Source organism: Candidatus Pelagibacter sp. Uisw_130, from assembly GCF_047722505.1.
GTDB lineage: Bacteria > Pseudomonadota > Alphaproteobacteria > Pelagibacterales > Pelagibacteraceae > Pelagibacter.
Map to the genome: position 1 here is coordinate 903,261 of NZ_CP159814.1, position 23,907 is coordinate 927,167.

Below are 23,907 nucleotides of genomic sequence, written 5' to 3' on the forward strand. Positions count from 1 at the left end.
ATGATCACTCACAAAGAGCACATAATCAAATATTTTGAATCTGGAATTAAAGATATTAAAAATTTTAAAATAGGTATTGAACATGAAAAATTTTTATTTGATGAAAAAACAAACAAAAGAGTAGACTACCCTACTGTCCTTAAAATGTTTTCACTACTAAGTGAGTTTGGATGGAAGCCAATAATAGAAAAAGAAAATACTATTGGATTACAGAAAAAAGGGAAAAGTATTACCCTTGAGCCTGGAAATCAAATTGAATTATCAGGAGATAAATTAAACAATATTCATGAGGCTTGTACTGAATCTCATGATTACTTATTTGAGTTACAACAAGTAACTAAAAAATTAAATTTAAAAATTGTTAGTGCTGGTTTTGATCCTATTTCAAGTCTTAAAGAGGTTCCAAATAACCCAAAACAAAGATATCAAGTAATGACTAAAGATATGCCTAATAGTGGTTCTTTAAGCTTAGACATGATGTATAGGACTTGTGGTACACAACTTAATTTAGATTATGACTCAGAAAAAGATTTTATTAAAAAGTTTAAGGTAATAAATTCTATAGTTCCTATATCTATTGCACTATTTGCAAATTCTTCAATTGTTGAAAAGAAAAATAGTGGTTACAGCTCTTATCGATCTAAGGTTTGGCAAGAAACATCTAGAGGGGGTTTACCTGAAGTATTTTTTGATAATATGGATTTTGAAAAATATGCAGATTTTTCAATAAACTTTCCTTTATTATTTATTCAAAACAAAAAAGAATACTTATCAGGAAGTGGTTATTCATTTTCTGATTTCATGAATGGGAAAATTAGTGAAATTAACAACAGGCTTCCAACTGAAGACGATTTAACCACTCACTTAAGCACAATTTTTACAGAAAATAGACTTAAGAAATATATAGAATTAAGATCAATGGATACTTGTGGCTGGGACTGTTTGTGTTCTGGACCTGCTTTTAATACTGGAATTTTATATGGCAACTTGGATGAGGCTTACGAATTAGTTTCTAAGTGGGATAAAAATAAAATAATTAATGCTTACCTAGAAGCACCTAAAAAAGGTTTTAACACTGAGTTGATGGGAAAAGATCTATTACATTGGTCATCATTGCTCCTTCGTATTTCTAGAAAAGGATTATTAAACAGAGATATTTTGAGTAAATCTAATGATAATGAGGCTAAGTTTTTAAATCATCTAGATAAACTAATTGATAAAAGAACAACAAACGCAGATCATATGATAGATAAATTTTCTAAGAATGAAAATTTAAACGATTTATATGACAAATAAGATAGTTGCAATTCAAGGTAATCACCCTTCAAAATTAAAACCTCTAACTGATACTAGTATATTTCTAGCCATTGAAGCACAAAGATTAAAATACAAAATATTTTATTACGAGCCAAAAGACCTTTCAATAATCAATGATAAGGTCGTAGCTAACGGATATTATGTAGAGTTTAATTATTCAAATAAATGTTTTTTTAAAATATTAAATCAGCAGAAACTAGAACTTACAAAATGTAAGTATATTTTGATACGTCAAGATCCTCCTTTTAATTTAGAATACATTTCAACAACTTACATTTTAGATAAGATAAAGAATAAAGTTAAAATTATTAATAACCCAACTTCTATTAGAAATATCTCTGAAAAACTATATTCAACATTTTTTCAAAAATATATGCCAGATACAATTTTCACAAAAGATATTAATGAAATTAATAAATTCTTTTTGGAAAACAGAAAAATGATTATAAAACCTATTCACAGCTTTAGCGGAAATGATATTCACTTATTTCAAAATAAAATAAATACTAAATTAATTACAAGCTTTATAAAAAAACATGGGCATATTATGTGCCAAAAATTTTTACCTAAAATTAAGTTTGGAGATAAAAGAGTTTTTATAATTAATGGTAAAGTTTGTGGAGCCATTTCTAGAGTTCCAAAGAAAGGATCTTTTTTAAGTAACATGAGTAAAGGAGCCATACCTATTTCTATAAAATTAACGAAAATAGAAAATAAAATTTCAAATTTAATTGGCAAAAATCTTAAAAAAAATGATATCTACTTTTCTGGGATTGATTTTATTGACCAAAAATTAAATGGAGATATTAATGTAACTTCTCCTACTGGATTAAAATCTTTTTATGACCTTACAAATATTAATCTTGCAAAAGTATTTTGGAGAGGCTTAAGAGCTTGAACAATTTATCCGAACAACAAAAAGGATCTTTACTCGCATTTGTTGCTGTAATGTTTATTACCCCTGACAGCTTATTTATAAGACTTTCTAATGTTGATACTTGGGGGCTTGTTTTTTATCGAGGTCTTATTCCTTTCATCACTGTATTTTTAGGAATGTTATTAATTTATAAATTAAATTTCTTTAAAATGCTTTTTTCAAGCGGCTATCATGGTTTACTTTATATTGGTACTTTTTCTGTGACCAATATTACTTTTGTTGTTTCGATACAAAATACTAATGTTGCAAACACATTAGTTATGATTGCAATGGCTCCTATGTTATCTGCAATACTTGGAGCAATATTTCTAAAAGAATTACCTGATAGAAAAACATGGATTACAATATTTGTAACTTTTACAGCTGCTATTTATATATTCTACGATTCAATACAATTAGGTAACTTTTTTGGAGATATATTAGGCTTAATAACTGCTTTAGGTTTAGCTGTAGGTGCTGTTACTATTAGATCTGCAAAGGATAAAAACTTAATTCCAGCAGCGGTTGTTGGTAAGTTAATAGTAGCGATGTTTGCACTTCTGTTTATTGAAAGTTTTGCACTGGTGGATAGTGACCTAATTATTGTTCCTTTAATGTGTGTTATGTGTGTTGCTATACCTTTTGTGTTAGTTACTATAGCCCCAAGGTTCATACCCGCAGCTGAAGTGAACCTATTCTTCTTATTAGAGACTATAATTGGTCCTATTTGGGTATGGATGATTATTAAGGAGCAACCCAGCCTTGAAACTATACAAGGTGGTGCTGTAATCATTACAGCCATCGCAATCCACTCATTTATCAAATTAAAGAATTCATAGTTTAATCACAATAAAGACTTGATTTACAATTAGATCACAAATAAGTACGGTCAGTTTTATGAATAAAGTTTTAAAGAATTCTTGGGCATTGTTTTTAGGTATGGGCTTTTTAATGATGGCTTATGGATTTCAAAGTTCACTCCTAGGTGTAAGAGCTGTTCAAGAAGAATTCAGTCTTGCAGCAACTGGATTTATGATGTCTGGGTATTTTGTTGGATATTTTATTGGTGCATCAACTATTCCTAATCTTATATCGAGAGTTGGTCATATCAGAGTGTTTGCAGCTTTTGCATCTCTAGCATCTTTAATTATTTTAGTTCACTCAATTTTTATTAATCCATATATTTGGTTTGTTTTAAGAGTATTAACAGGAATAAGTATGGTTTGTATTTATACTGTTGCTGAAAGTTGGTTAAACGATAGATCTAGTAATAAAAATAGAGGAAGTGTTTTATCTATTTATATGGTTATTTTATATGGATCAATGGGCATAGGAATGTTCTTGTTAAATTTTAGTAGCCCTCAAAATTATCAACCATTTATATTAGTTTCAATTATTACTTCAGTTGCACTTATACCTATTCTTTTAACTAAAAAAAAACCACCTACATTTAAAAAGATTAAGGGTATGCCTTTAAAAGAGCTTTATGAAACGTCACCCTTTGGAATGGTAAGTGCACTTTTTTATGGAACAATTCAGTCAGCACTTTTTACATTGTTGGCAGTTTATGCTGCATCAATGAATTTTACTATTTTTCAAATATCACTTGTAACTTTTCTTTTAGCAATTTCTGGTGCTATCTCCCAATATCCTATTGGAAAACTTTCTGACAAGTATGATAGAAGAAAAGTAATAGTTATCTCAACTTTTGGTGCTAGTGTTTTTGCTCTATTTGCTATCATATCTTCAGGTCAGATGTATTTACCAGGCGAACTAGGTACAAGTAAAGTGTGGTTTTTTATTTTCTTAATTTTATTTTCTATTTGTAGTTTACCGATGTTCTCTTTAATTTGTGCACATACTAACGATTATATACCAAAAGAAAAATTTGTAGCAGCTGGTGCTGGTATACAGTTTACATTTGGCTTGGGCGCTATGAGTGGTCCATTCTTTTGTTCAATATTTATGGATGTTGTTGGCTCTAATGGTTTTTTTGTATTTTTACTTTTCTTTCATGCTTTAATAGGTGTATTTGGTGTTCATAGAATGAGAGTTAGGCAAACAGTTGAAAACCCAGACTCACAGTTCGTTGCTATGCCTTCAACTATTACACCTGCTGGTATCGAATTAAATCCAACAACAGAACCTATTGAAGAACCAAAAAAACCTGAAGAGGTTCAACCAGTAACAAATCTTTAAGCGTATTGGCCAGCCACATAGCCAGAAGACCAAGCCCATTGAAAATTATAACCACCTAAATGGCCAGTAACATCTACAACTTCTCCAATAAAAAATAATCCGGGGTGTTTATTGGACATCATTGTTTTAGAAGAAATTTCTTCAGTATCAATACCCCCCAGGGTAACTTCGGCAGTTCTATAACCTTCGGTTCCTGTCGGGTTTATCGCCCAAGCATTTATAGAATTACTCAAACTGGTTAATACTTTGTTAGATAATTCACATATATTTCCATTAACATTATTTTCATTACAAATTATATGAGCTAATCGTTTAGGAATGATTTCAGAAACTATAATACTTATATCTTGTTTAGGATTAGAGATCTTTCTATCATTTAGAAATTTATCTATATCTAGTTTCGGTGATAAGTTGACTTTGATATCATCTCCCAACTTCCAATAAGAAGAGATTTGTAATATAGAGGGTCCACTCAAACCTCTGTGAGTAAATAACATCCCTTCCTCAAAAAAAGTTTTTTTAAATGAAACAACTGCCTCAACAGATAGCCCGGTAAGCTCCTTACATATTGCTAATATTTTTTCACTAAAAGTTAAAGGAACTAATGCGGGCAATGTTTCAATAACTTTTAAATTAAATTTTTGAGCAATATCATAACCAAATTTACTTGCTCCAATTTTTGGAATAGATAAACCGCCCGTTGCAATAATTAAAGATTCACAAAAATATTTATCATCACCAACAACTATAAAATATTTATCATTTTGTTTATTAATATCATCAATTGTTGTATCTTTTTTTAAAACTACATTTGCCATCTCACACTCTAAAAGTAACATATCTATAATTTGTTGAGCACTTTCATCACAAAAGAGTTGTCCTAATTTTTTTTCATGAAATTTAATATTATGTTTCTTTATTAAATCTATGAAATTATTTTGGGTGTATTGTTTTAAAGCAGATATTACAAATTTTGGATTATTTGAAATAAACTTACTAGGATGAGTATGTATGTTTGTAAAATTACATCTTCCACCACCTGATATTCTAATTTTTTCTCCTATTTTTTTTGCATGATCAACTAAAAGTACTTTTCTTCCACGTTTACCAGCTTCTATAGCACTCATCATGCCTGCTGCACCTGCGCCTACTACAATAACGTCAAATTTTTCTGTCATGGATTATTAATAATAATATTTAATAATGTGGAGGTTTTTTATCAATCATAACCATACCTGCTTCATCACGGCTCTCTAATTCATTAATTCTTTTTTCAACGTTTGAAACTTGTTTTTTTAAAACAGATACCTCTTTTTGTTGAGAATACAATTCATCACTCATTTGGGATATTTCATTTTGTAGAAAACTGATCTGTTCTTCTAACTTTTTAACTAAATCTTCCATATAACCGTAGCTTAAAAGAGTTTTAAAATAAATCAAATAGTCAATTATCAAAATTTTTGTTATGTTTAAATCATTAGATAATTAAAATTATGCCTTCATTTGATGTCATCAGTAAAATTAGTTACCCAGAATTTGATAACGCTCTTGCTAATTGCCTAAGAGAAATTGGTAATCGATTTGACTTTAAAGGACTTGATATTTCAATTGAAAGAAAAGATAAGATTATTACCACATTAGCACCCGATGCATTAAAATTAAAACAAGTAAATGAATTATTACAAGTTCATCTTATAAGACGAAAAGTTGATCCAAGAGTGATAGCAATTAAAAATTCAGAAAATGCTGCAGGTTCATCGATTAGACAAGTTAGTGAACTTGAAGAAGGTATTAGTCAAGAAAATGCAAAAAAAATTATTGCTGAAATAAAAAAACTAAAACTTAAAATTCAGATTAAAATTCAAGGAGAAGAATTAAGAGCTGAAGGAAAAAAAAGAGATGATCTTCAGAAGACTATGTCAGCAATAGAAGCCATTGACATTGGTCTTCCAATAGAATTTGTAAACTTTAGAGACTAAACATCATAAAATAACAATCTTAAGTTGAACTCAATTTAGACAGTATTTAACAGAAATTATTATAAATCTAGTTGAATATTAATAATTTTTTTGGTCAAATAATTCTTATAAAAAATGACTTTAAAAAAAAGAAAAAAAATTAAAACTTCAAAAAACAAGTCTAACTTAACAATGTTAGCATCTATTACCACCAATACTTTAAGTAATGCATATTCAAAGTATATAAAGAACATTGAAAAGAAAAAAATCAAAGAAATTAAGTTAAAAAAACTCGAACAAAAAAATGAGATTTTAAAAGAAAAAAAAGAATTAAAAATTTTAGAAGAAAAACTTAAAAAAGAAAATGATAAATTAAATTTAAAAGATATAGAATTAAAAATTAAAGAAGAGTCTCTTAAAGTAGAAAATAAAAGAGTAAATAAAAAAGATGAAGATCTAGGGCTAATTGACAAAGATCTCAGGGTAAAAGAAAAAGAGCTAAAAATCAAAGGAGAAGAGCAAAATAGAAAAGAATTAGATTTAAGAATTAGAGAAGAGGAGCAAAAAAATAAAGAATTAAAGGAAAAAAGAAAAAAAGAAAAATTTTTAAAAGAAATGAGAGAACAAGAAGAACAAAAGAAAGAAATTGAAAATATAAAATTGAAAGAATGGGAAGAAAAATTTGATCAAGAGCAAAAATTAAAATTACAAGAGGAATTAATAAAAGAACAAAAATTTAAAGAAAGAGAATTTGCAAAGAAAGAGATAGATAGCAATCAAGACTCAGAGGTATCTGCTTCAACTTTAGAAGATTTTAAAATCGACAAAACTTATCAAAACTAAATTTGAATAAAGAAAACGCAAGTAAACTCTGGAAAATGATACAGGAAGCTGGCGATTATTTACTGGGTCAGTTACCAAATCATCCAAATCACCCTAAAGGAAGAAACCCCTACGCTCATGTTCCTCTATGTGTCAAAGAGAAGTTTGGCAACTCATATAAAGATATTCCTGATGAAAAGTTTCAAGAAGTTGTTGATTACATTAACTTTTTGAAAGAGAACCCAAGTTAAGCAAGAGAACATTTTGTTCCAACCCAGAAATGTTACTGGTTTGTTACTGGTTTTGTCCTAGATAATCCTATAGGGTGAAGGCTTTACGGTTCATTGTTATTCTACACCAAGTCTCACTGACATGGGTAGTCCCTTTTTCTTTCTACGATTATATGTTGATTGACTAATATTAAATTTCCTACAAAGTTCAGCCTCTGATGCATAAGTTTTTTTTTTATATGTTATCTTATAGCCGCTACCATGAGGCATTGGTTTTAACCCTAAAGCTTCCTCTATAGTCCATTTTTTGTTAGTAAATCTTTCATTAACTGTTTTTGGATTTAGATTAAAATGTCGAGCCGCATCTGTTAATGTTTCAAAATTTATTTCATTAACTTTAACTTTAATACGAGCTTTACGTTTATAACCTTTCTTTTCAATTATTCCAAAAGCTTCCTCTGGAGTCCATCCATTGCTAATACGTCTTGTAATCTCACGTCTTTCGGTATCTTTATTTTTATTATAATACCTGCAAGCTTTTGTAATACTTTCAAAGGACTTTTCTTCAACTATAATATTTTTACCTATAGTTCGAGTGCTACCACCGCCAGCATTAAGATTATATCCTTTTGGAAATTGAGATTTATGATACTTGATCCATTCAACCTCTTTATCACATAACTCTCCAAGGCTTGCTGCATTATCTATTCTTTCTATTGTAAAGTTATCTGGGTTATCTTTTTTGATTGCACTATGTATACTATTTTTATCTAATTTTTTCTCTGAAAATGCCTTTTGTATGTGCTGTTCCCATCTTGCCTCCAGTTTCCCCATCGTTATTCCCACGTATGCTTTTCCTGATACTTTATTTATTATTAAATAGATAATTCCAGCGACACCTTTTTCATAACCCGGTCTATTATCAATGCCCAATGCTTCTCTTAAAGTCCAGCCATATCTATTAATTCTTGCATTTAAAACATACTTGTCGACACTATAGTATCTACAGGCATCTCTTAAGCTGCTAAAATCTTTTCCCTCTATATTGAATTTTTTTGGTTTAGATAAGTAATCAAAATTCTTTAAGCCAAATGCCTCTTCAATAGTTCTGCCTGCTTGGAGTCTCATCCAAACAGTTCTGTGATCTAACCCATAAGCTTCAGCAGCTTTTTTTTGTGAAGAATAAGTTTTGCCCGCTACAACAATCTTGTGTCCAGTTGTTTTTCTAACAACAGATTTTTTTAAAACTGCTTGCTCTGGAGTCCAACCATTGTGTGAAATACGACGTGAAACTGTAGTAACATTTAAATTATAAGCTTTTGCTAAAGCTGCATAACTTTTGTAAATTTCTCCATCACAAATAATTTCAATAGGTTTACCTTTATAGTTAAAGGATCTTAATCCAAAACTTTCTTCTATGGTTCTGCCTGCATTAAGACGTCCATAAATAGTATAGCTATCCATTTTATAAGCTCTCGCTGCTTCAGCAATACTTATGTATGTTTTCCCTTCAACAATTATTCTAGATCCATGCTTCATTTAAATTTAGCTTTTAATTCTTCAATTGTGTAGGGAGGGTTTTTTCTATGTACCATTCTATGACAGTTTGCACATAGCACTCTAAAATCTTCTTTAGCATTAAATTTTAATGTCTTACCCTCTGGTAAATTAGATAGTGGTATTAGATGATGAGCCTCTATGTAAGTCTCTCCTTTTTTATTTAAACTTAAATCTCCATAGAATTTTCTAAAATCAAAATTACAAGCCTCACATACATAGCCTCTTATCTTTTTAACTTCTTTAGATGTGTTTGGGTTTCTTTCAATACTTCTGTGTCTTCTATACTTTTTTCTTTCTTCAAGATTTTGATCCTTAAGATTTTCAGGCTCAAAATCTGTACCTGCTAAATTTACATCAAGTCCACCTCTATGGGTAAGCAATAAATATAGTTCAAGGATTTTTCTTAAATCATTTACCAGCTTATCTTCATCAGGAAGATTATTAGTATCATAAACACTTCCAAATGCATGGCCAGGTTCATATAATTTTGGTCTGTGAGACTTTGATAGATTAGATGCAAGATCTAATTTTGCATCTGAAAATAATTTTTTGTATTCACTTACCCTGTCTCTTATGAATGCTGCTCTTCTGTATAGTTCTTGTATAGACTTCTTTTGCCCAAGTTCATCATTCAAAAAAGTTATCCCTTGGTTTAAACTTAAACTAACTGTTTTCATATCTACCGAAAATAAATAAACAACATAGTGACCCGTTTGTGTTGTAGTAGTTACCTCTGGATCCATAATCGTAATCCATGGAACATCAGCCCAAGCCTGATGAATGCCTGCACTACTTCTGAATACGAAATTTTCAGCATAATCTCCCAATGCTGGTTTTATTAAATTCTTAGCACACTTACGAATATAGAGAGCTAATTGATGACTTTTAAGATCTTCCTTCTTTGCAGCTAAATATTTGTTTGAGATTTCAGTTAGAACTTCTCTAATCATTTTCTGAGACCCTACCAAACCTTAAATCAAGTGTCTAGGTGATGGAATTTGCTAATACTAAACAGGATTAAAGAAGACTGAGGCGTGGCTATTGATAATCTAATTAATTCCTTTTTTAATTGGATCAATTAAAAGTTTTTTTGGATTATATTTATACTTTGAGTTGTTATAATGTACAGAATTAACCACAACTATTCTAGAATTTTCCATATCAATTAAAATTGCTTGTCCCCCATAACCACCCATAGCAAACATAACCTTATTCTTAAGTCCTGGATAATCAAAATGAAATTGTCCTCCATACGAATAGCTAAAGTTAAAAGGAGGCTCATCATCTCGTGTAATATTTTTTTTTATTCTTCGCTCATAAACTTCTTTAAGATATTTTCCTACACAATTTTGCTCTTGATAATCATACATCATTGATCTGGCTATTCTAAGGTAATCATATCTTGTTGCAAAAAACATAATATCTGCATTACCATTTATAGGGGTTGCTTCTTTGTGTTTTGTAAAATAAATACCATCTTTAATTTTTGCTTTTTCTTTAAAAGTCTTATCTAAAACTTTTTGAAAATCATCACCTGTTTTAAATAATACATAATTAAAGATGGTTTTAGTAATTGTATTATTATAATTATATTTTTTTTTACTTGGTTTAGTATTTTGTAAGGCAGTCATTATTTTACGTGTAGTAGCAGTATCTTGTTCAAGGCCATTTAAAATAAAACTTGGACCATCTTTAAACTCATTTATATATTTTTGATCACCTATAGCCATATTCAATAAATCAATCAATTTTTGATCCTCGTACAGTGTATTTTTAACTAATGGCCAATCATTTATTTTGGTATCTAACCCGTCTATATAACCTTCGCATATAGCGTGAGCTGCAACATAGGATACCATTGTTTTACCAACAGAATTTGACCTAAGTTTAGTTTTATTGTCTACAAAATCTCCAAATCTATTTGATGGTGACATTTCATCGATAATAATTTTATCTTTTTCGAAAAAGATGTAGCTAAGTATGGCTTTTTTTTTTAATTCTTTTTCTAGATAGTTAAATTTTTTCAAATCTTGATTAAAATCCTCATAATTTTTTGATGCTTTAACTGCATATTTTCCCCACTGTTTTGAACCTTTGTCACCCCTTAGATGGGCATATGTATTTTTGTAATGATAATAAATTAGAGTGTCTCTATTTGGATTTGCACTATATGGAATTCCCCAACGCTCTTTGTAAAACTTTACTTTTAAATTATTTTTATATTTAGTTTGATCACAGTTATTATAATACCAATTTGTGTCGCCTTTATCAAAAGATTTACATTTTTCACTTTCAATTTTTTCTAAATATTGTGAGTGACCATTTTTGTATAACCATTTATTAAATGATTGAATGTCGTTAACAAAACTATAAGCAGTATTGATATGAAAAAACATTCCTAAAATTGCAATACTCAAAATTCTTTTCATAATCTAAGACTATCAAATCCTGAACCTAACAGAAACCCAAAAATTCTATGGGATAACTATGGGATAGATGCCTTTTGAATTACTAGAGTATTCCACTATATTTAAACCATCATTAGTAACATTTCTTTTAACCCCCAGGTGTTTCAAAGTAACGAGCATTCAAATATGTTGTCTAGGTGATGGAATGATTGTCCACGAGAGAAGTTTTTTCATTAATGCAGTACCCTATCTAAAACTTCTATTCTCACAAATTGTGATCCATTTTCTTCTTCATAATGAACATATACTTCGTCGTCTGGATCTAAAGTTTTGAAAACTAGATTCACATATAAATCAATTTTTTCATATGAAACTTTATTTCTGAAAAATTTTTCAAATGTTTTCATTAATTATATTGCAGAGTATACTTTTTAAATTCAGTAAATATAAGTTTTTCAGCTATATCCATGTTTAAATTTTTATCGTCTAGCCATTCAAGTGTATTAATTAATTTTTTGTAATTTCCAAAACATCTATTTTTAACTATTTTTTCAAATTCTTTTGTTTTTTCCCAATCATTATCACTAAAGTTTATTACAGTTCTTAATTCTATATCATCAAAAATTATTTTATATCTATTATAGAGTGAGTCTTTAGATCCTTTAAATCTACCAAATTTTATATTCTCAAAATTAGCTTTGGGTATAACTCTTTCATTTCCAGGCCTTAATTTATTTTTCTGAATTCTTTTTTCTAAATCTGTTTTGTTATATATGTATTTATATTGTTCTTTCTTTGGTTTTATTAAATAAATTATACCCATCTTCCCTCCTTTACCAAGATGAAGAATGAAAAAAAACACCTTGGCATAGAAAGATAGAAAGTATTACAATGAGTTATTTGTGTAAGAATATTTATCCCAAATCTAGTACTCACAAATAACTCTAGCGAACTGTAAAATCCGGTTAGAAAGTATACTAGTGGGAATTTCATAATTTTTTTTCAATCTTTTTAATGTCAATTTTTTTTAAAACTGGGTCAAAAATCTTATAAAATTTATCTGAATTAATACTCATTTTATCATATATGTTATTTTTATTTTTTAAGGTCATTTCTCCAATAGTTAGTCTCGGGAGGTTAACTTTGTTATTTAGTGATCGTTTCTCAATAATAAAATATATTCTTGAATACATTCTATTATCCAACCTATCCCAAACTAAATTTCTAAATTTACTATTTAATTCACGTTGATTTTTTTTAATTTCATCAAAAATTAATTTATTAAAAAGTTTTTTGTCCTTAATATCTGATCTTAGAGTTTTAATTAAAAGCTCAATTTTAATACCTACTTTTGAAGCGACTAATGAATATGAAATATTTTGAACTCCTGATGTTTTAAAAATAGCATTATTATTAGATGGCTTTATGCTTTCAAAAACAGAATTTTTTATTAAATGGTTTCCATATAAAATATCTTCTATTTCTAAATATTTTTTCCAAAAAACGGTGTAATCTGCATAATTAACATTGTTTTCATTAAAATTTATTCCTTTTTCACTAAAATAATCCAGCTTATCAAGTTCTAACCCACCTTTTTCAGCAATTTCTTTCAATTCTAAAGAATGTTGAGGATAGGATTTTATAAAAGACTCTACCATTAGAATAAATGCCTTGGGATCTATTTCAAATGGTTTTAATGGTTTTTGTATCATGAATTACTTATATCTATTTATATATTTACTGTCAACAGTTAAAATAGTTAAATAAACCTTTATTTTCATCATATTATGGAATTTAGATGAATATTTTAGATAAGATGTGGAGTGTAAACGAATCTATTTGTGATAATTAAACTCTAGGAGATTGAAGGAAGGTTAATCAGCTGTCTAGGTGGTGGAATGATGGTTAATGAGCACCCGGAAATGTTACTGGTTTGTTGTCAAGTTTCTTAGTTAAAATTGCTTAGTATTAACAACAAGTTTTTTTTAATAACACAGTAAGTATAAGGGTTTTAGGCTGTCAGGGGGTGTCGAGAGTCAGGTGTTATTTTACTTTCGCTCTTTGTGTCAAAGAGAAGTTTGGCAACTCATATAAAGATATTCCTGATGAAAAGTTTCAAGAAGTTGTTGATTACATTAGCTTTTTGAAAGAGAACCCAAGTTAAGCAAGAGAACATTTTGTTCTCACTCGGTTTTGTTGCCAGTGTACAGGTTTTTAAAGGAAAGGTTTTTCTTTAATCTAAAGCATCTGATATAAAAACATCAGTAACAGCTCTTATTCCACTTCTATTAGCACCATGAACTGTTGAGTATGCTCCAGCAGTTGCTTCTCCAGCAAAAAAAATTCTATCTCCTACTGGTTTTTTTAATTCTGGTCGTAAATTTGATTTACCTGGTATTGCACCCGAGTAAGCTCCTAAAGTAAATGGATTTTTATTCCATCCTGTAGCTATAGCTTTAACAAAATACTTATCATAAAATTTAGAACCAAAATTTGATTTAAGTTGATTAACAACAAAGTCAATCATAGCTTGGCTGCCTTCATTTTCTAAACTTCTTGAAAATTCTCCATTAAGAGCAAAAAGACATAAATTTGTTCCACCCATTTTTAGAAGGCCGTAACCAATCCCTTCTGGTGATTTTGCGCCGTTACTATTAATTTTAGAATAAAAATTGGTATCATTTTTAAATCTTCTTACGAATTTCTTTTTTAATTCAATGATCACCCTATTGGAGGTTCCCATAGTAATTCCTTCAAAAGCTTCATATTTTCTTGATGATAATTTTGGTGAAAATTTAATTTTTTCTGCTCTTAGAACACCAACAGATGTGGTCACAATACATGCTTTTGCATTTATTGTTCCTTTGTTTGTTACAACTTGTACTCCTTTCCCTCCCCATTTTATTTCATTTACAATTGTATTTAATTTAACAGGAATATCTCTTCTATAATATGCTAACAATGTTCCATATCCTTCTTTGCAAAGTGCATTTCCACTTTCCCAATAACTATCTTCATAATTAAGACTATCGTCTGCTATAGAAAGATTATCAAAATCTCTTGCTGTAATTGATGCATGAGCAGTATCAAACCAATTATTCTTTTTTAAATTTTCTGGAATTTTGTTCATCAGCGGTTCATCTATGCCACCATTTCCATAGATATTTTTTATTTTTTTGCGTACATGCCAAAAAGTACTTCCACTTACTTTATTTTTTCCATCATAAACAACAGAGGTTGATGGCTCATCATATATCTTGAATTTGTCTTTATTTTCTCTTCCAAATTTATATAGCTCATTACCTTTTTTGGCATGAAGCCAATGAGCACCATGATCTGCCGGTATACCGCTGAAAGATGTTGTATCAGTATAACATCTACCTCCAATTCTATTCATACCTTCTATACAAACAGCTATTATACCTCGTCTCTTAAGTTCAGCCATAGCAGATAAACCTGCTGCACCAGCACCTATCACAACAACATCAGGATTTGATTGTGCAAAAGAAATTACAGGTAATGTTGCTAATGCAAGACCTGAGAATGATGTTTTTAGAAATTGTCTTCTGCCTATTAACTTCATTTAAAATCCACCTCGCCAGTTATCTTTATCTTCAAACCTGTCTTTTTCTTTTTTGGAGGTAGGTCTAAATAAAAAATAAACTGCAAGAATAATAGTTAATAAAATTATAATAATCTCAAGTGTCATAAACCCAGACCAAAAAAAGCTATGCCGCAAACTATTCTAAACAACTTATGCATAATTAAACTCTAACAAATCCCAAATCAGGTGTCTAGGTGGTGAAATGAGGGTTAATTAGCTAATAAGATCATTGAATTTAAAAATAATTAACTAATAAAATTATTATAGCGATAGTTATTAAGATGGCACTCACAATAATATAATTAAGTCTAATATTAAATTTTTTAAATACTATTTCAGTAATTTTTTCCCAGAATACTACAATGAAGAGAACAATTATAGCTGGTAGAATAAATTTGATCATTTCTAATTTTTTAAAATTATAGCAATGTAACTACATAAGAAAAAAATTGACAAACCTGCGAGATATTTTGTTTCCCTAGTTTTTCCAAATTTTTTATATTGGATTATACTTAATAATATAAATGTTATTGAGGTAATCAAAAAATATATTGGTTCAATAATTCCATCTAATCTAGCCATAATAAACTCTACTAAATCATAAATTAGGTATCTAGGTGTGGAATAGTCGCTAGTTAGAATGCAGTGATTCTCGATCCTTTTTGCTTTAATCTATAATTCCTGCTAAATTTTTAGCAGCTTTTTTTTTAGATCCTGAAGTTAATCCTTTGACATAGGCTGTTGCTATTCTTTCTGGATTTTTAATATTTCTTTTTTTAAATTTTTTTAATAAATCTTTGTAGTTAGGTTTTCTACGCATTATTTAATAAAATTTAAAAAAGTCTCAATATCAGAAAGACTAGTATTCCATGCAGTAACTAATCTAACCGCCTTACCATCCCACTCATCATCATTAATTGTATATCCTTCTGAATTTAATTGATCAATTATATCCTTTGGTATCTTTACAAATATTTCATTTGCATCAGTAGGATAAGCTAGTTCAATATTTTTGTGTTGGTCTAAACCCTGGCTTAATTTTTTACCCATAGCGTTTGCATGTTTTGCATTTCTTAGCCAAACTTCATTTGTGATATAGGCATCTAATTGTGCTGATACAAAACTCATTTTTGAGAGTAAATGTCCCGCTCTTTTCATTAAAAAAGGTAAGTTACCAACTAACTCTGGTTTGAAAAAAATAATAGCTTCTGCTGCTAAACATCCATTTTTAGTTGCTCCAAAAGAAAGTACATCAATACCAGATTTCCAAGTCATTTCTGCAGGGCTACAATCTAATGAAACTAAAGCATTAGCAAACCTAGCTCCGTCCATATGCATATTAAGTTTATGATTATGAGCAATTTCTGATATTTTTTTTATTTCATCTAATTCGTAAGCTTCACCTGTTTCGCAAAGTTGTGTAATGCTTACTGATGAAGGTTGAGTGTGATGAACAACACCTTTCCCACTAATTGATTTATTGAGCTCCTCAGCTGTAATTTTTCCATTAATTCCGTTAAGATTTACTAATTTTGCTCCACCAGTATAAAATTCAGGTGCTCCACATTCATCTACATTAATATGAGAAAGTTTGTGACAATAGATATTTCCAAAAGATGGTGTCATCGTAGATAAAGCTAGTGCATTAGCTGCAGTTCCAGAAGATGTTGGAAAAACAATTACCTCTTTTTCAAATATTTCTGAAAATTTATCTTGTAAATTTTTTGAAATTTCATCATCACCATAGGGAGCTCTATCTCCATCATTAGCTTTTAAAATTGCGTCTAACACTTCAGGACAAGCACCTGCAACATTATCTGAAGCAAATTTTACTCGCTCTCTTTTTGTTTTAATTTTTTCCATATTTATTGTTTTGGAAAATAATCTTTCAATCCACCTTCTCTATAAACATCTGCAGTACAACAATGAAGTCCGCCACCAAATGCATAGGCATCTCTCATGTCTACTGGTATTACTTCCATACCTAATTTATTTAATTGTTCTGATTGATATACTTCACTTTTTTCAACACACACAGTTTTAGGATCAAGAACTAATACATTCATTGATAACCATGTTGACGAATAACAAAGTGCAGGTGGTTCATTATGAGCTGGTTGTGCACTATCAATTATTTCCCATCCATTATCTTCAAATAATTTTCTTTGTTCTTTTGGAAGTCTTCTCTGAGGATTATTAATAATTAACCCTTCTTTAATTGGAGTAAAAGTTGCATCTATATGAATTGGGTATGGGTCACCTGGAAAATTAACAGCATGAACTCTATGGTCTTTATAATGTCTTTTTAACCAATCAATTCCTTTTAGATTGGTTGTAAAACCATGCTGAACAACAAGATCTTTACCAAACCTTAAAACATCTGCAGCATCAAATAAAGCTTCCTCCTCAGTAGTTACAAAAAACTTATCTTCGGTCCATTCTAATCTTTTTTGAATTCCAATTTTATCTGATAAATAATCTTTTCTATAATCTGCATCCGTTAATCTTGGTTTAGGAGCTGCTTCGTGTCTCATATTAGGATCTTCATCGTAATATTTTTTTAACAAGGGTCTGTAACATAGATATTCGAACCATCTACATCTATAGCTCATCGTTGCTTCTAAAATTTCACTTCCAACAGTTAATAAAACATCTCTAGGTGGCATGCAGCCAAACATTGTATCTGCTTCCCAATCAGGAGTTGATGTTTTTTTATTAAAATCTATTGGATCTGGTCTGTCTACTTTAATGCCTCTTTTAATTAACATGTTTGAAAAATCATCTAACAACTGATTTGCTTTATCAACTGTATCTTTCATTCTTGGTCCAAACTGACCACGCATATCAGAATCTTCAGGAACCTTAGCGTCCAAAGCTGGCTCTGGTGCTGGAATACAAGTCCCATCTGCCTTACCAACAATTACATGCTTTAAAGGATCCCATTCATTCCAACTATTTACTACAGTTTTTTCACTCATAATTTATGATTTCACAATATTATGTTCTGGGCCAAAAGGAAACTTAGTAATATTTTCAGCATTATCTTTTCTTATAACTAGGATGTCATGTTCTCTATAACCTCCAGCTCCTGGTTTTCCATCAGGTATCATGATCATAGGCTCCATAGAAACAACCATATTTTCTTCTAAGACAGTATCTATGTCCTCTCGTAATTCTAATCCTGCTTCTCTTCCATAAAAATGTGACAATACTCCAAAAGAATGCCCATAACCAAACGTTCGGTAATGAAGGTAACCAAGCTCAGCAAAGAGCTCGTTCAACTCATGGCAGATAGCAGAACATTTTACACCTGGTTTAATTAACTCTAGTCCTCTTTTATGAACCTTAACATTTGCTTCCCAAGCTTTTAAAGAAGCATCATCAATTTTTTCTACAAAAAGAGTTCTCTCTAGAGCTGTGTAATATCCTGAAATCATAGGAAAGGTGTTTAAAGAAAGAATATCTCCTGCTTCTAATTTTCTATTAGTCTTTGGGTTATGTGCACCATCTGTATTTAATCCAGACTGAAACCAAACCCAGGTATCCATATATTCAGCATCAGGGTAAGTTTTTGCAATTTCACGCTCCATTTTATCTCTACCTGCTATTGCAATTTCAAGCTCACTTTCTCCTACTTTAATATTCTTTACGATCTCTTCACCCCCAAGATCAGCAATTCTTGCACCATTTTTGATAATTTCTATTTCTTCATCAGATTTTATCATCCTCAGTTGCATTAAATCTTTAGAAACATCTCTAAAAACTGAAAAAGTAAAAATAGACGTAAGCTTTTCTTTTACATCCAGGGTTACATGATCATTTTCAATACCAATATTTTTAGGAGGTTCGTCTCTTCCAATAATTGCAACTATTGCTTTTAAATAATTGTCTCTTTTCCAATCAGTATAAATTATATTATCACCATGAGATCTGCGCCAGGGTTGGCTTGCATCTATGTTCGCAGAAATTGTTGAAATTTTATTAGCCGTTATAACACAACCATAAGGTCTACCAAAAGAACAATAAATAAACCCTGTATAATAAGCAATATTGTGCATTGAAGTTAAAATAATCATATCAAGATTATTTTTACTCATTGTAGTTCTTAAATTAATTAATCGTCTTTGATATTCTTGATCTGTGAAAGGTAGTTTAGCCTTCTCACCATTTTTTAAATTAAAAAAATCTGGTCTTTCCATCTTAATTAATTAAGGGCAATAAACCGTCTATTAGTTTTAATTGTAAGACTATAATAAATGATAGACATAAAAAGGAAGAAGCCTCCTATTATCGTATTAGTCGACGGTATTTCATTAATTCCTAAAATTGGAATCCATACCCAAAATATACCACCTATAACTTCAGTTAATGACAACAAAGTTAATTCTGCTGCTGGTATAGCTTTTGATCCAATAGAATATAAAATTAAACCCATGCAGACTAACGTTCCATGTATAGAAAATAATGCTCCATTATAACTTGTGGATAGAAAAACCATATCATTAGTTAAGATAACTATTGCAGCAACTACAAAGCAGAATAAACCTGCAAATGCTACAGTTGTAAATTTTGGTGTTTCTTTATTCCATCTTAAGGTTACTGAAAAAACAGAAAAACCAATTGAAGAAGTCATTCCAAATATTAGTCCTAGTAAAGAATTTTTTTCTGTATTACCAAAAGCTATTATTATTATTCCAACTGTTGCAATAAATATAGCTATCCAAACATTTAATGAAATTTTTTCTTTTAAAAATAAAAAACCTAGTAAGGCTGTAAAAAAAGGCATGGCAGCTAAGCAAAGCAAAGTAACAGCAGCACTGGTATTTGTAATCGAGTAAATGAAGGTTATCATTGCAATACCTAGTCCAGTTCCACCAATGATACCCGAAATTCCAATTTTTAAATAATTCTTATAAAAATCTTTTCCTTCCTCAAAGAAAAGGTAAAGATTTAAAATCAAAAAGATTGTAAGGCCACGTGCAAAAATATATTGCCATGGAACTAAATTTGGCTCATTCATATATCGAACAACTAAAGGTCCAAAGGACCATATAAGACCCGCTAATAGAACTACTGGGATTGCAATTTTTTCATTTTTTAACTCAAGCATTGAGGGATATTTAATAGTAATTATTTTGTACTACAATAAAAATGAGATCTATTTAAAGATATTAATATTTGACCCAATTGGAGAGTAACAATCAATTAACTCTCCTTTTTTGAATATAGACTGCCCATCTTTGAATAGACCCCACACATTTGACTCTACAAATGATTTAATTCTGAAAGATTCTTGACCTTTTAAAACCTCTATCTCTATTTTTCCATCATTAGTTGAAGTTAACTTAGCTTTTAAAAATCTAATAATCTTTTTACTCTTTAGATAATTATCTTTTAATTTAGCTTTAAATGGTTTTTCAACCATAACACCAAGAATATTAAGCAGATAAGGATAAACAAAAAATCTAAAGCAAGCAGATGAAGAAATAGGATTACCAGGTAGCCCAAAAATAGCTTTTTCTGTTTTATAGAATTTTGCAAACAATACTGGCTTACCAGGTCTAATCGAAACACCTTTAAAAAAATTAGATAAACTAAATTTTTTGATTATGTGTGGAACAAAATCATGTTTACCAGCAGATACCGCACCTGATGTAATTATAATATCTATTTTAGATTTAAAACTTTTTTCTATTTTTTTTTGAAAAAGTTTTTCATCCTTATCCCTTAAAACTCCACCATCTATAAAATTAAATAAAAAATTACTAGATAAAGACTTAATATAATAACTATTAGAGTTTCTAACTTTCCAGTTAGCAATATTTTTATTATTAGAAATTTCATTTCCTGTCGAAAAAAATAAAATATTAGGCTTCTTTTTAACTTTAATGTTTACTATGCCTAACGTTTTAAAAGCTAATATATGAGAAGGTTGAATTATGGTCCCTTTTCGAATTATCAAGTCTCTTTTTTTATAATCTGATCCAGCATATCTGATGTGTTGGTTATTTTTTATTTTTTCATTAATTAAAATAAATTTTCTATTTTTACTAAAAATAATTTTTTCGATTGGAATGACAGTATCAAAATTTTTAGGTATAAGTGCACCTGTCATCACTTCAACAGCTTCAAACTTATTTATTTTTTTTAAAGATGGATTATCTCCCGCAGATATAGTCTTTAAAATTTTAAAGTTTTGTGAATTATTTTTATTTAACTTACTTGTTTCTTTTGAGTTAATAGCAAAACCATCAAATGCAGCATTAGTACCTGCAGGATAATTTATAGTTGAATAGATATCAAATACATTAATCCTATTTAATGACTTTGATGAATTAATAATTTCATCTTTAATTTTTATCTTTGATTTTATTAAAATTTTCTTAGCTTCTTTATAAGTAATCATTTTAATTTTTTTTTAGTATTTTTTTTGCTTCTTCTAAATCTTCTTTAGTATTTATGTTAAAAAAAGGATCAAATTTTTTAGGTTCAATATCAATTGTTTTTACCCCTATTTTATTTGCCCAATCCTCTACTTTTCTAAAATTATTATTAATCAAATCATTTTCAAGTGGTTTTAATAATTCAATTGACCATAGGCCAAAAATATTGTGCCTTTTGTTGTTTGACTTAACAAAATACAACAGGCTATCTTTTAGTTTAATTCTTTTTTGATATTCATCAATAATTGATGTTTCAAAAAAAGGTGTGTCTGATGGAAATGTTGCAATCCACTGATATAATTTTTGATTTTCTTTAACCCATTTCATTGCACTCAGAACTCCTGCTAATGGTCCAAAGTCATCAAAACAATCAGGAATTATTGTTACATTTTTTATTTTTTTTGTATCTATACTGTGACTTGAGACAATAAGTATCTCCTCATATCTATTGTTAATTTTTAGTAAAACGTGTTCTAACAATGTTTTATCACCAAGTTTTGTCTGGTTTTTATCTTCGCCAAATCTCTTTGACTTTCCACCAGCTAGCACAACAGCTAAAATATTGTTATCTTCCATAAATCAAAATATAAAACATTAATCTCTTAATTAAAGAATTAAAATGGACTTAGAAATTTTAGAAATTGCATCTAATACCGAAAACCACAAAGTGCTTAAAAAGCATACACATCAATCAAGGAACAAGAACCCTTTATGTGGTGATGAAATGGAAATTAGTTTAATAGTTAAAAACAATATTGTTCAAGATATGGGATATCAATGTAGATCATGCGTGTACTGCCAGGCCTCTGTCAGTTTGCTTTCAAGGTGGGTTATGCAAGCATCAATAGAAAAAATTTCAGATTTTGTCTCAAAAGCTGATTTTTTCTTTAATGAAAATTTTGATCAATTAAAAAAAATTAATATAAAAGACTTAAAAGACTTTAAAAAAATAATGAATTCAAAAAATATTTCTAGAAAAGAATGTTTATTGCTTCCTTTTAAAACTCTTTCAAAAGCCCTAAAGCTTTAAAACAACACTAACAGTAAAGATAAAAATATATGATAAATACAATAAAAGAAAATTTTAATAGAGCTCTTTATGCTTTAATCTTTTCAATAATTACAATTGGAACTCTTTCATTCTTAAGTTTTGAAACTCCTTATGGATTGTTTTTAGCTGGATCATTTGGTTCTTCTATGGTTTTACTTTTTGGATATCCAGAAAGTCCTTTTGCTCAACCCAAAAATGTTTTTTTTGGACACTTAGTAACATCTGTAGTTGGTGTATTAATTTTAAAGTTCCTTCCAGTTGATCAATTTTTACAAATTGCTATTGCTGTAGGTCTTGGTATTTTTGTAATGATACTACTTGGTGTAACTCACCCTCCAGCAGGTGGAAATCCTATTGTTATAATACTTGGTGCAGTTTCTTATGATTTTTTATTAAATCCAATTATTTTTGGTTCTATAATAATAATTGTTTACGCAATTATTCTAAATCGTTTCATTTTAAAGAAAAACTACCCAAGTAGTTGGAAAAGCTAATCTTTTCACTATTTCAAATTTAGCCAGTTTAAATATACTGGCTAAATGAATTCTAATTATAAAGTCATAAAATTTAGATCTAATAATTCAGAAGAGGTTAATGATCAAATATCCATTGAAGAACCACTTCAGATAATACTTAAATATAAAGATAAAGAAAATTGGATAGAAAATACTATATCTGTTACAATGAGAACGCCTGGAGATGATGAAGATTTAGTTGCTGGCTTTCTCTTTAATGAAAGAGTAATTGAAAAAATTAGCCATATAGAAAATATTGAAGCTAGTGGTGAGGCTGCTGGACAATATAAATTACAAAATAAAATTATTGTTACAATAAACAATTCAGAGAATATAGATATTGATAAGATTAAAAGAAATTTTTTGACTAATTCTTCATGTGGTGTGTGTGGAAAAACATCTCTTGAATCTTTAGAGATTATTAAGAAAGATAAAATATTAAAATCTATCCCTAAAATACCACATAAAATTATAATGAAATCTCCAGATATATTAAGACAAAACCAATCTGAATTTTCAAAGACTGGTGGCATTCATGCTAGTGGGCTATTTAATGCAAGTGGAGAAATTATTGCCTTAAAAGAGGATGTAGGAAGACATAATGCTTTGGACAAGCTAATTGGATTTGTCTTAAAAGATAATTTACTTGATAATAGTTCTCAATTTCTAACCTGTTCTGGAAGGCTCAACTTTGACCTTGTTCAAAAGGCGCTCATGGCAAATATAGGTGTCTTGATTGGTGTAGGTGCGCCAACCAGTCTCGCTATAGATTTAGCTAATAAGTTTGACATGACATTAGTTGGTTTTGTAAAAGAGGATAGCTTTAATATTTATAGTAATAATGAGAGAATTATAATAAAAAATTAAAAAATTTTAACAGGGTA

General features: G+C 29.4%; 27 protein-coding genes. 10 read left to right on the forward strand and 17 right to left on the reverse strand.

The window, feature by feature from the left end; all coding sequences use genetic code 11:
- From ABXT55_RS04955 to ABXT55_RS04970, 4 genes are read left to right on the forward strand one after another with little or no spacing between them, the layout of a single operon-like run.
- Positions 1-1,296 carry a glutamate--cysteine ligase gene (locus ABXT55_RS04955; RefSeq protein ID WP_415284209.1) on the forward strand — a complete coding sequence of 432 codons (1,296 nt, stop codon included), beginning with the start codon at positions 1-3 and terminating at the stop codon, positions 1,294-1,296.
- Positions 1,286-2,215, forward strand: a complete 930-nt coding sequence (gene gshB, locus ABXT55_RS04960) for a glutathione synthase (protein WP_415284210.1) — start codon at positions 1,286-1,288, stop codon at positions 2,213-2,215. Before ABXT55_RS04955 ends, gshB begins: the two co-directional genes overlap by 11 nt.
- A complete protein-coding gene (locus ABXT55_RS04965) occupies positions 2,212-3,072 on the forward strand; it encodes a DMT family transporter (protein ID WP_415284212.1) in 861 nt (286 codons plus the stop codon). The genes gshB and ABXT55_RS04965 overlap by 4 nt, the downstream gene beginning before the upstream one ends.
- A 58-nt stretch (positions 3,073-3,130) precedes the next feature.
- Positions 3,131-4,432 carry an MFS transporter gene (locus tag ABXT55_RS04970; protein ID WP_415284213.1) on the forward strand — a complete coding sequence of 434 codons (1,302 nt, stop codon included), beginning with the start codon at positions 3,131-3,133 and terminating at the stop codon, positions 4,430-4,432.
- Here ABXT55_RS04970 and ABXT55_RS04975 read toward each other — a convergent pair.
- Together ABXT55_RS04975 and ABXT55_RS04980 are read right to left on the reverse strand one after the other, a co-directional pair.
- A complete protein-coding gene (locus ABXT55_RS04975; protein ID WP_415284214.1) occupies positions 4,429-5,610 on the reverse strand; it encodes an NAD(P)/FAD-dependent oxidoreductase in 1,182 nt (393 codons plus the stop codon). The two genes, ABXT55_RS04970 and ABXT55_RS04975, sit on opposite strands and share 4 nt — an antisense overlap.
- 19 nt (positions 5,611-5,629) lie before the next feature.
- Entirely contained in the window at positions 5,630-5,836 is a 207-nt protein-coding gene (locus tag ABXT55_RS04980) for a SlyX family protein (protein ID WP_415284215.1), read from the reverse strand.
- 89 nt (positions 5,837-5,925) lie between these two features.
- Here ABXT55_RS04980 and ABXT55_RS04985 point away from each other — a divergent pair, with 89 nt between their 5' ends.
- The 3 genes from ABXT55_RS04985 (at position 5,926) to ABXT55_RS04995 (ending at position 7,463) form a co-directional block, all read left to right on the forward strand.
- A complete protein-coding gene (locus ABXT55_RS04985; protein ID WP_415284217.1) occupies positions 5,926-6,411 on the forward strand; it encodes a YajQ family cyclic di-GMP-binding protein in 486 nt (161 codons plus the stop codon).
- 114 nt (positions 6,412-6,525) lie between these two features.
- Positions 6,526-7,233, forward strand: coding sequence for a hypothetical protein (locus ABXT55_RS04990; protein ID WP_415284218.1), 708 nt, complete (start codon positions 6,526-6,528; stop codon positions 7,231-7,233).
- A 2-nt stretch (positions 7,234-7,235) separates the two neighbouring features.
- Positions 7,236-7,463, forward strand: coding sequence for a hypothetical protein (locus ABXT55_RS04995; RefSeq protein ID WP_415284219.1), 228 nt, complete (start codon positions 7,236-7,238; stop codon positions 7,461-7,463).
- Between the two features lie 96 nt (positions 7,464-7,559).
- On the opposite strand, the gene ABXT55_RS05000 is transcribed toward ABXT55_RS04995, so the two are convergent.
- The 15 genes from ABXT55_RS05000 to ABXT55_RS05070 all read right to left on the reverse strand — a co-directional run bounded on the left by ABXT55_RS05000 (position 7,560) and on the right by ABXT55_RS05070 (position 22,033).
- A complete protein-coding gene (locus ABXT55_RS05000; RefSeq protein WP_415284220.1) occupies positions 7,560-8,981 on the reverse strand; it encodes a GIY-YIG nuclease family protein in 1,422 nt (473 codons plus the stop codon).
- Positions 8,978-9,952, reverse strand: a complete 975-nt coding sequence (locus tag ABXT55_RS05005) for an MrcB family domain-containing protein (protein WP_415284221.1) — start codon at positions 9,950-9,952, stop codon at positions 8,978-8,980. The genes ABXT55_RS05000 and ABXT55_RS05005 overlap by 4 nt, the downstream gene beginning before the upstream one ends.
- Before the next feature lie 99 nt (positions 9,953-10,051).
- Positions 10,052-11,431, reverse strand: coding sequence for a hypothetical protein (locus ABXT55_RS05010; protein ID WP_415284222.1), 1,380 nt, complete (start codon positions 11,429-11,431; stop codon positions 10,052-10,054).
- Positions 11,432-11,643: 212 nt separating this feature from the next.
- Positions 11,644-11,817 carry a hypothetical protein gene (locus tag ABXT55_RS05015; RefSeq protein WP_415284223.1) on the reverse strand — a complete coding sequence of 58 codons (174 nt, stop codon included), beginning with the start codon at positions 11,815-11,817 and terminating at the stop codon, positions 11,644-11,646.
- Positions 11,817-12,233, reverse strand: a complete 417-nt coding sequence (locus ABXT55_RS05020) for a hypothetical protein (RefSeq protein ID WP_415284224.1) — start codon at positions 12,231-12,233, stop codon at positions 11,817-11,819. Before ABXT55_RS05020 ends, ABXT55_RS05015 begins: the two co-directional genes overlap by 1 nt.
- A gap of 166 nt (positions 12,234-12,399) precedes the next feature.
- On the reverse strand, positions 12,400-13,122 hold the full coding sequence (locus ABXT55_RS05025; protein ID WP_415284225.1) for a DUF4268 domain-containing protein: 723 nt from the start codon (positions 13,120-13,122) through the stop codon (positions 12,400-12,402).
- 521 nt (positions 13,123-13,643) lie between these two features.
- Positions 13,644-14,993, reverse strand: coding sequence for a flavin monoamine oxidase family protein (locus ABXT55_RS05030; protein WP_415284226.1), 1,350 nt, complete (start codon positions 14,991-14,993; stop codon positions 13,644-13,646).
- Positions 14,994-15,119, reverse strand: a complete 126-nt coding sequence (locus ABXT55_RS05035; protein ID WP_271525711.1) for a hypothetical protein — start codon at positions 15,117-15,119, stop codon at positions 14,994-14,996.
- A 562-nt stretch (positions 15,120-15,681) separates the two neighbouring features.
- Entirely contained in the window at positions 15,682-15,834 is a 153-nt protein-coding gene (locus tag ABXT55_RS05040; protein ID WP_415284227.1) for a hypothetical protein, read from the reverse strand.
- Complete coding sequence (locus ABXT55_RS05045; protein WP_415284228.1) at positions 15,834-16,877, reverse strand: threonine aldolase family protein; 1,044 nt, start codon at positions 16,875-16,877, stop codon at positions 15,834-15,836. The genes ABXT55_RS05040 and ABXT55_RS05045 overlap by 1 nt, the downstream gene beginning before the upstream one ends.
- Before the next feature lie 2 nt (positions 16,878-16,879).
- Entirely contained in the window at positions 16,880-17,992 is a 1,113-nt protein-coding gene (locus ABXT55_RS05050; RefSeq protein WP_415284229.1) for a serine/threonine protein kinase, read from the reverse strand.
- A gap of 3 nt (positions 17,993-17,995) precedes the next feature.
- Entirely contained in the window at positions 17,996-19,213 is a 1,218-nt protein-coding gene (locus ABXT55_RS05055) for an aminopeptidase P family protein (RefSeq protein WP_415284230.1), read from the reverse strand.
- Between the two features lie 5 nt (positions 19,214-19,218).
- Positions 19,219-20,124: a DMT family transporter gene (locus ABXT55_RS05060; RefSeq protein WP_415284231.1), complete on the reverse strand. Its 906-nt coding sequence runs from the start codon at positions 20,122-20,124 to the stop codon at positions 19,219-19,221.
- Positions 20,125-20,172: 48 nt separating this feature from the next.
- Positions 20,173-21,420: a molybdopterin molybdotransferase MoeA gene (locus ABXT55_RS05065; protein WP_415284232.1), complete on the reverse strand. Its 1,248-nt coding sequence runs from the start codon at positions 21,418-21,420 to the stop codon at positions 20,173-20,175.
- Position 21,421: 1 nt separating this feature from the next.
- Complete coding sequence (locus ABXT55_RS05070; RefSeq protein ID WP_415284233.1) at positions 21,422-22,033, reverse strand: molybdenum cofactor guanylyltransferase; 612 nt, start codon at positions 22,031-22,033, stop codon at positions 21,422-21,424.
- A 43-nt stretch (positions 22,034-22,076) separates the two neighbouring features.
- Between ABXT55_RS05070 and ABXT55_RS05075 the strand changes: the two genes are divergently transcribed.
- Genes ABXT55_RS05075 through fdhD form a run of 3 tightly spaced genes read left to right on the forward strand, consistent with a single transcriptional unit; the run spans position 22,077 to position 23,890 of the window.
- Complete coding sequence (locus tag ABXT55_RS05075; RefSeq protein WP_415284234.1) at positions 22,077-22,487, forward strand: iron-sulfur cluster assembly scaffold protein; 411 nt, start codon at positions 22,077-22,079, stop codon at positions 22,485-22,487.
- A gap of 29 nt (positions 22,488-22,516) precedes the next feature.
- Positions 22,517-23,002 carry an HPP family protein gene (locus tag ABXT55_RS05080; protein ID WP_168606569.1) on the forward strand — a complete coding sequence of 162 codons (486 nt, stop codon included), beginning with the start codon at positions 22,517-22,519 and terminating at the stop codon, positions 23,000-23,002.
- Positions 23,003-23,047: 45 nt separating this feature from the next.
- Complete coding sequence (fdhD, locus tag ABXT55_RS05085; protein ID WP_415284235.1) at positions 23,048-23,890, forward strand: formate dehydrogenase accessory sulfurtransferase FdhD; 843 nt, start codon at positions 23,048-23,050, stop codon at positions 23,888-23,890.
- The last annotated feature ends 17 nt before the right edge of the window (positions 23,891-23,907 follow it).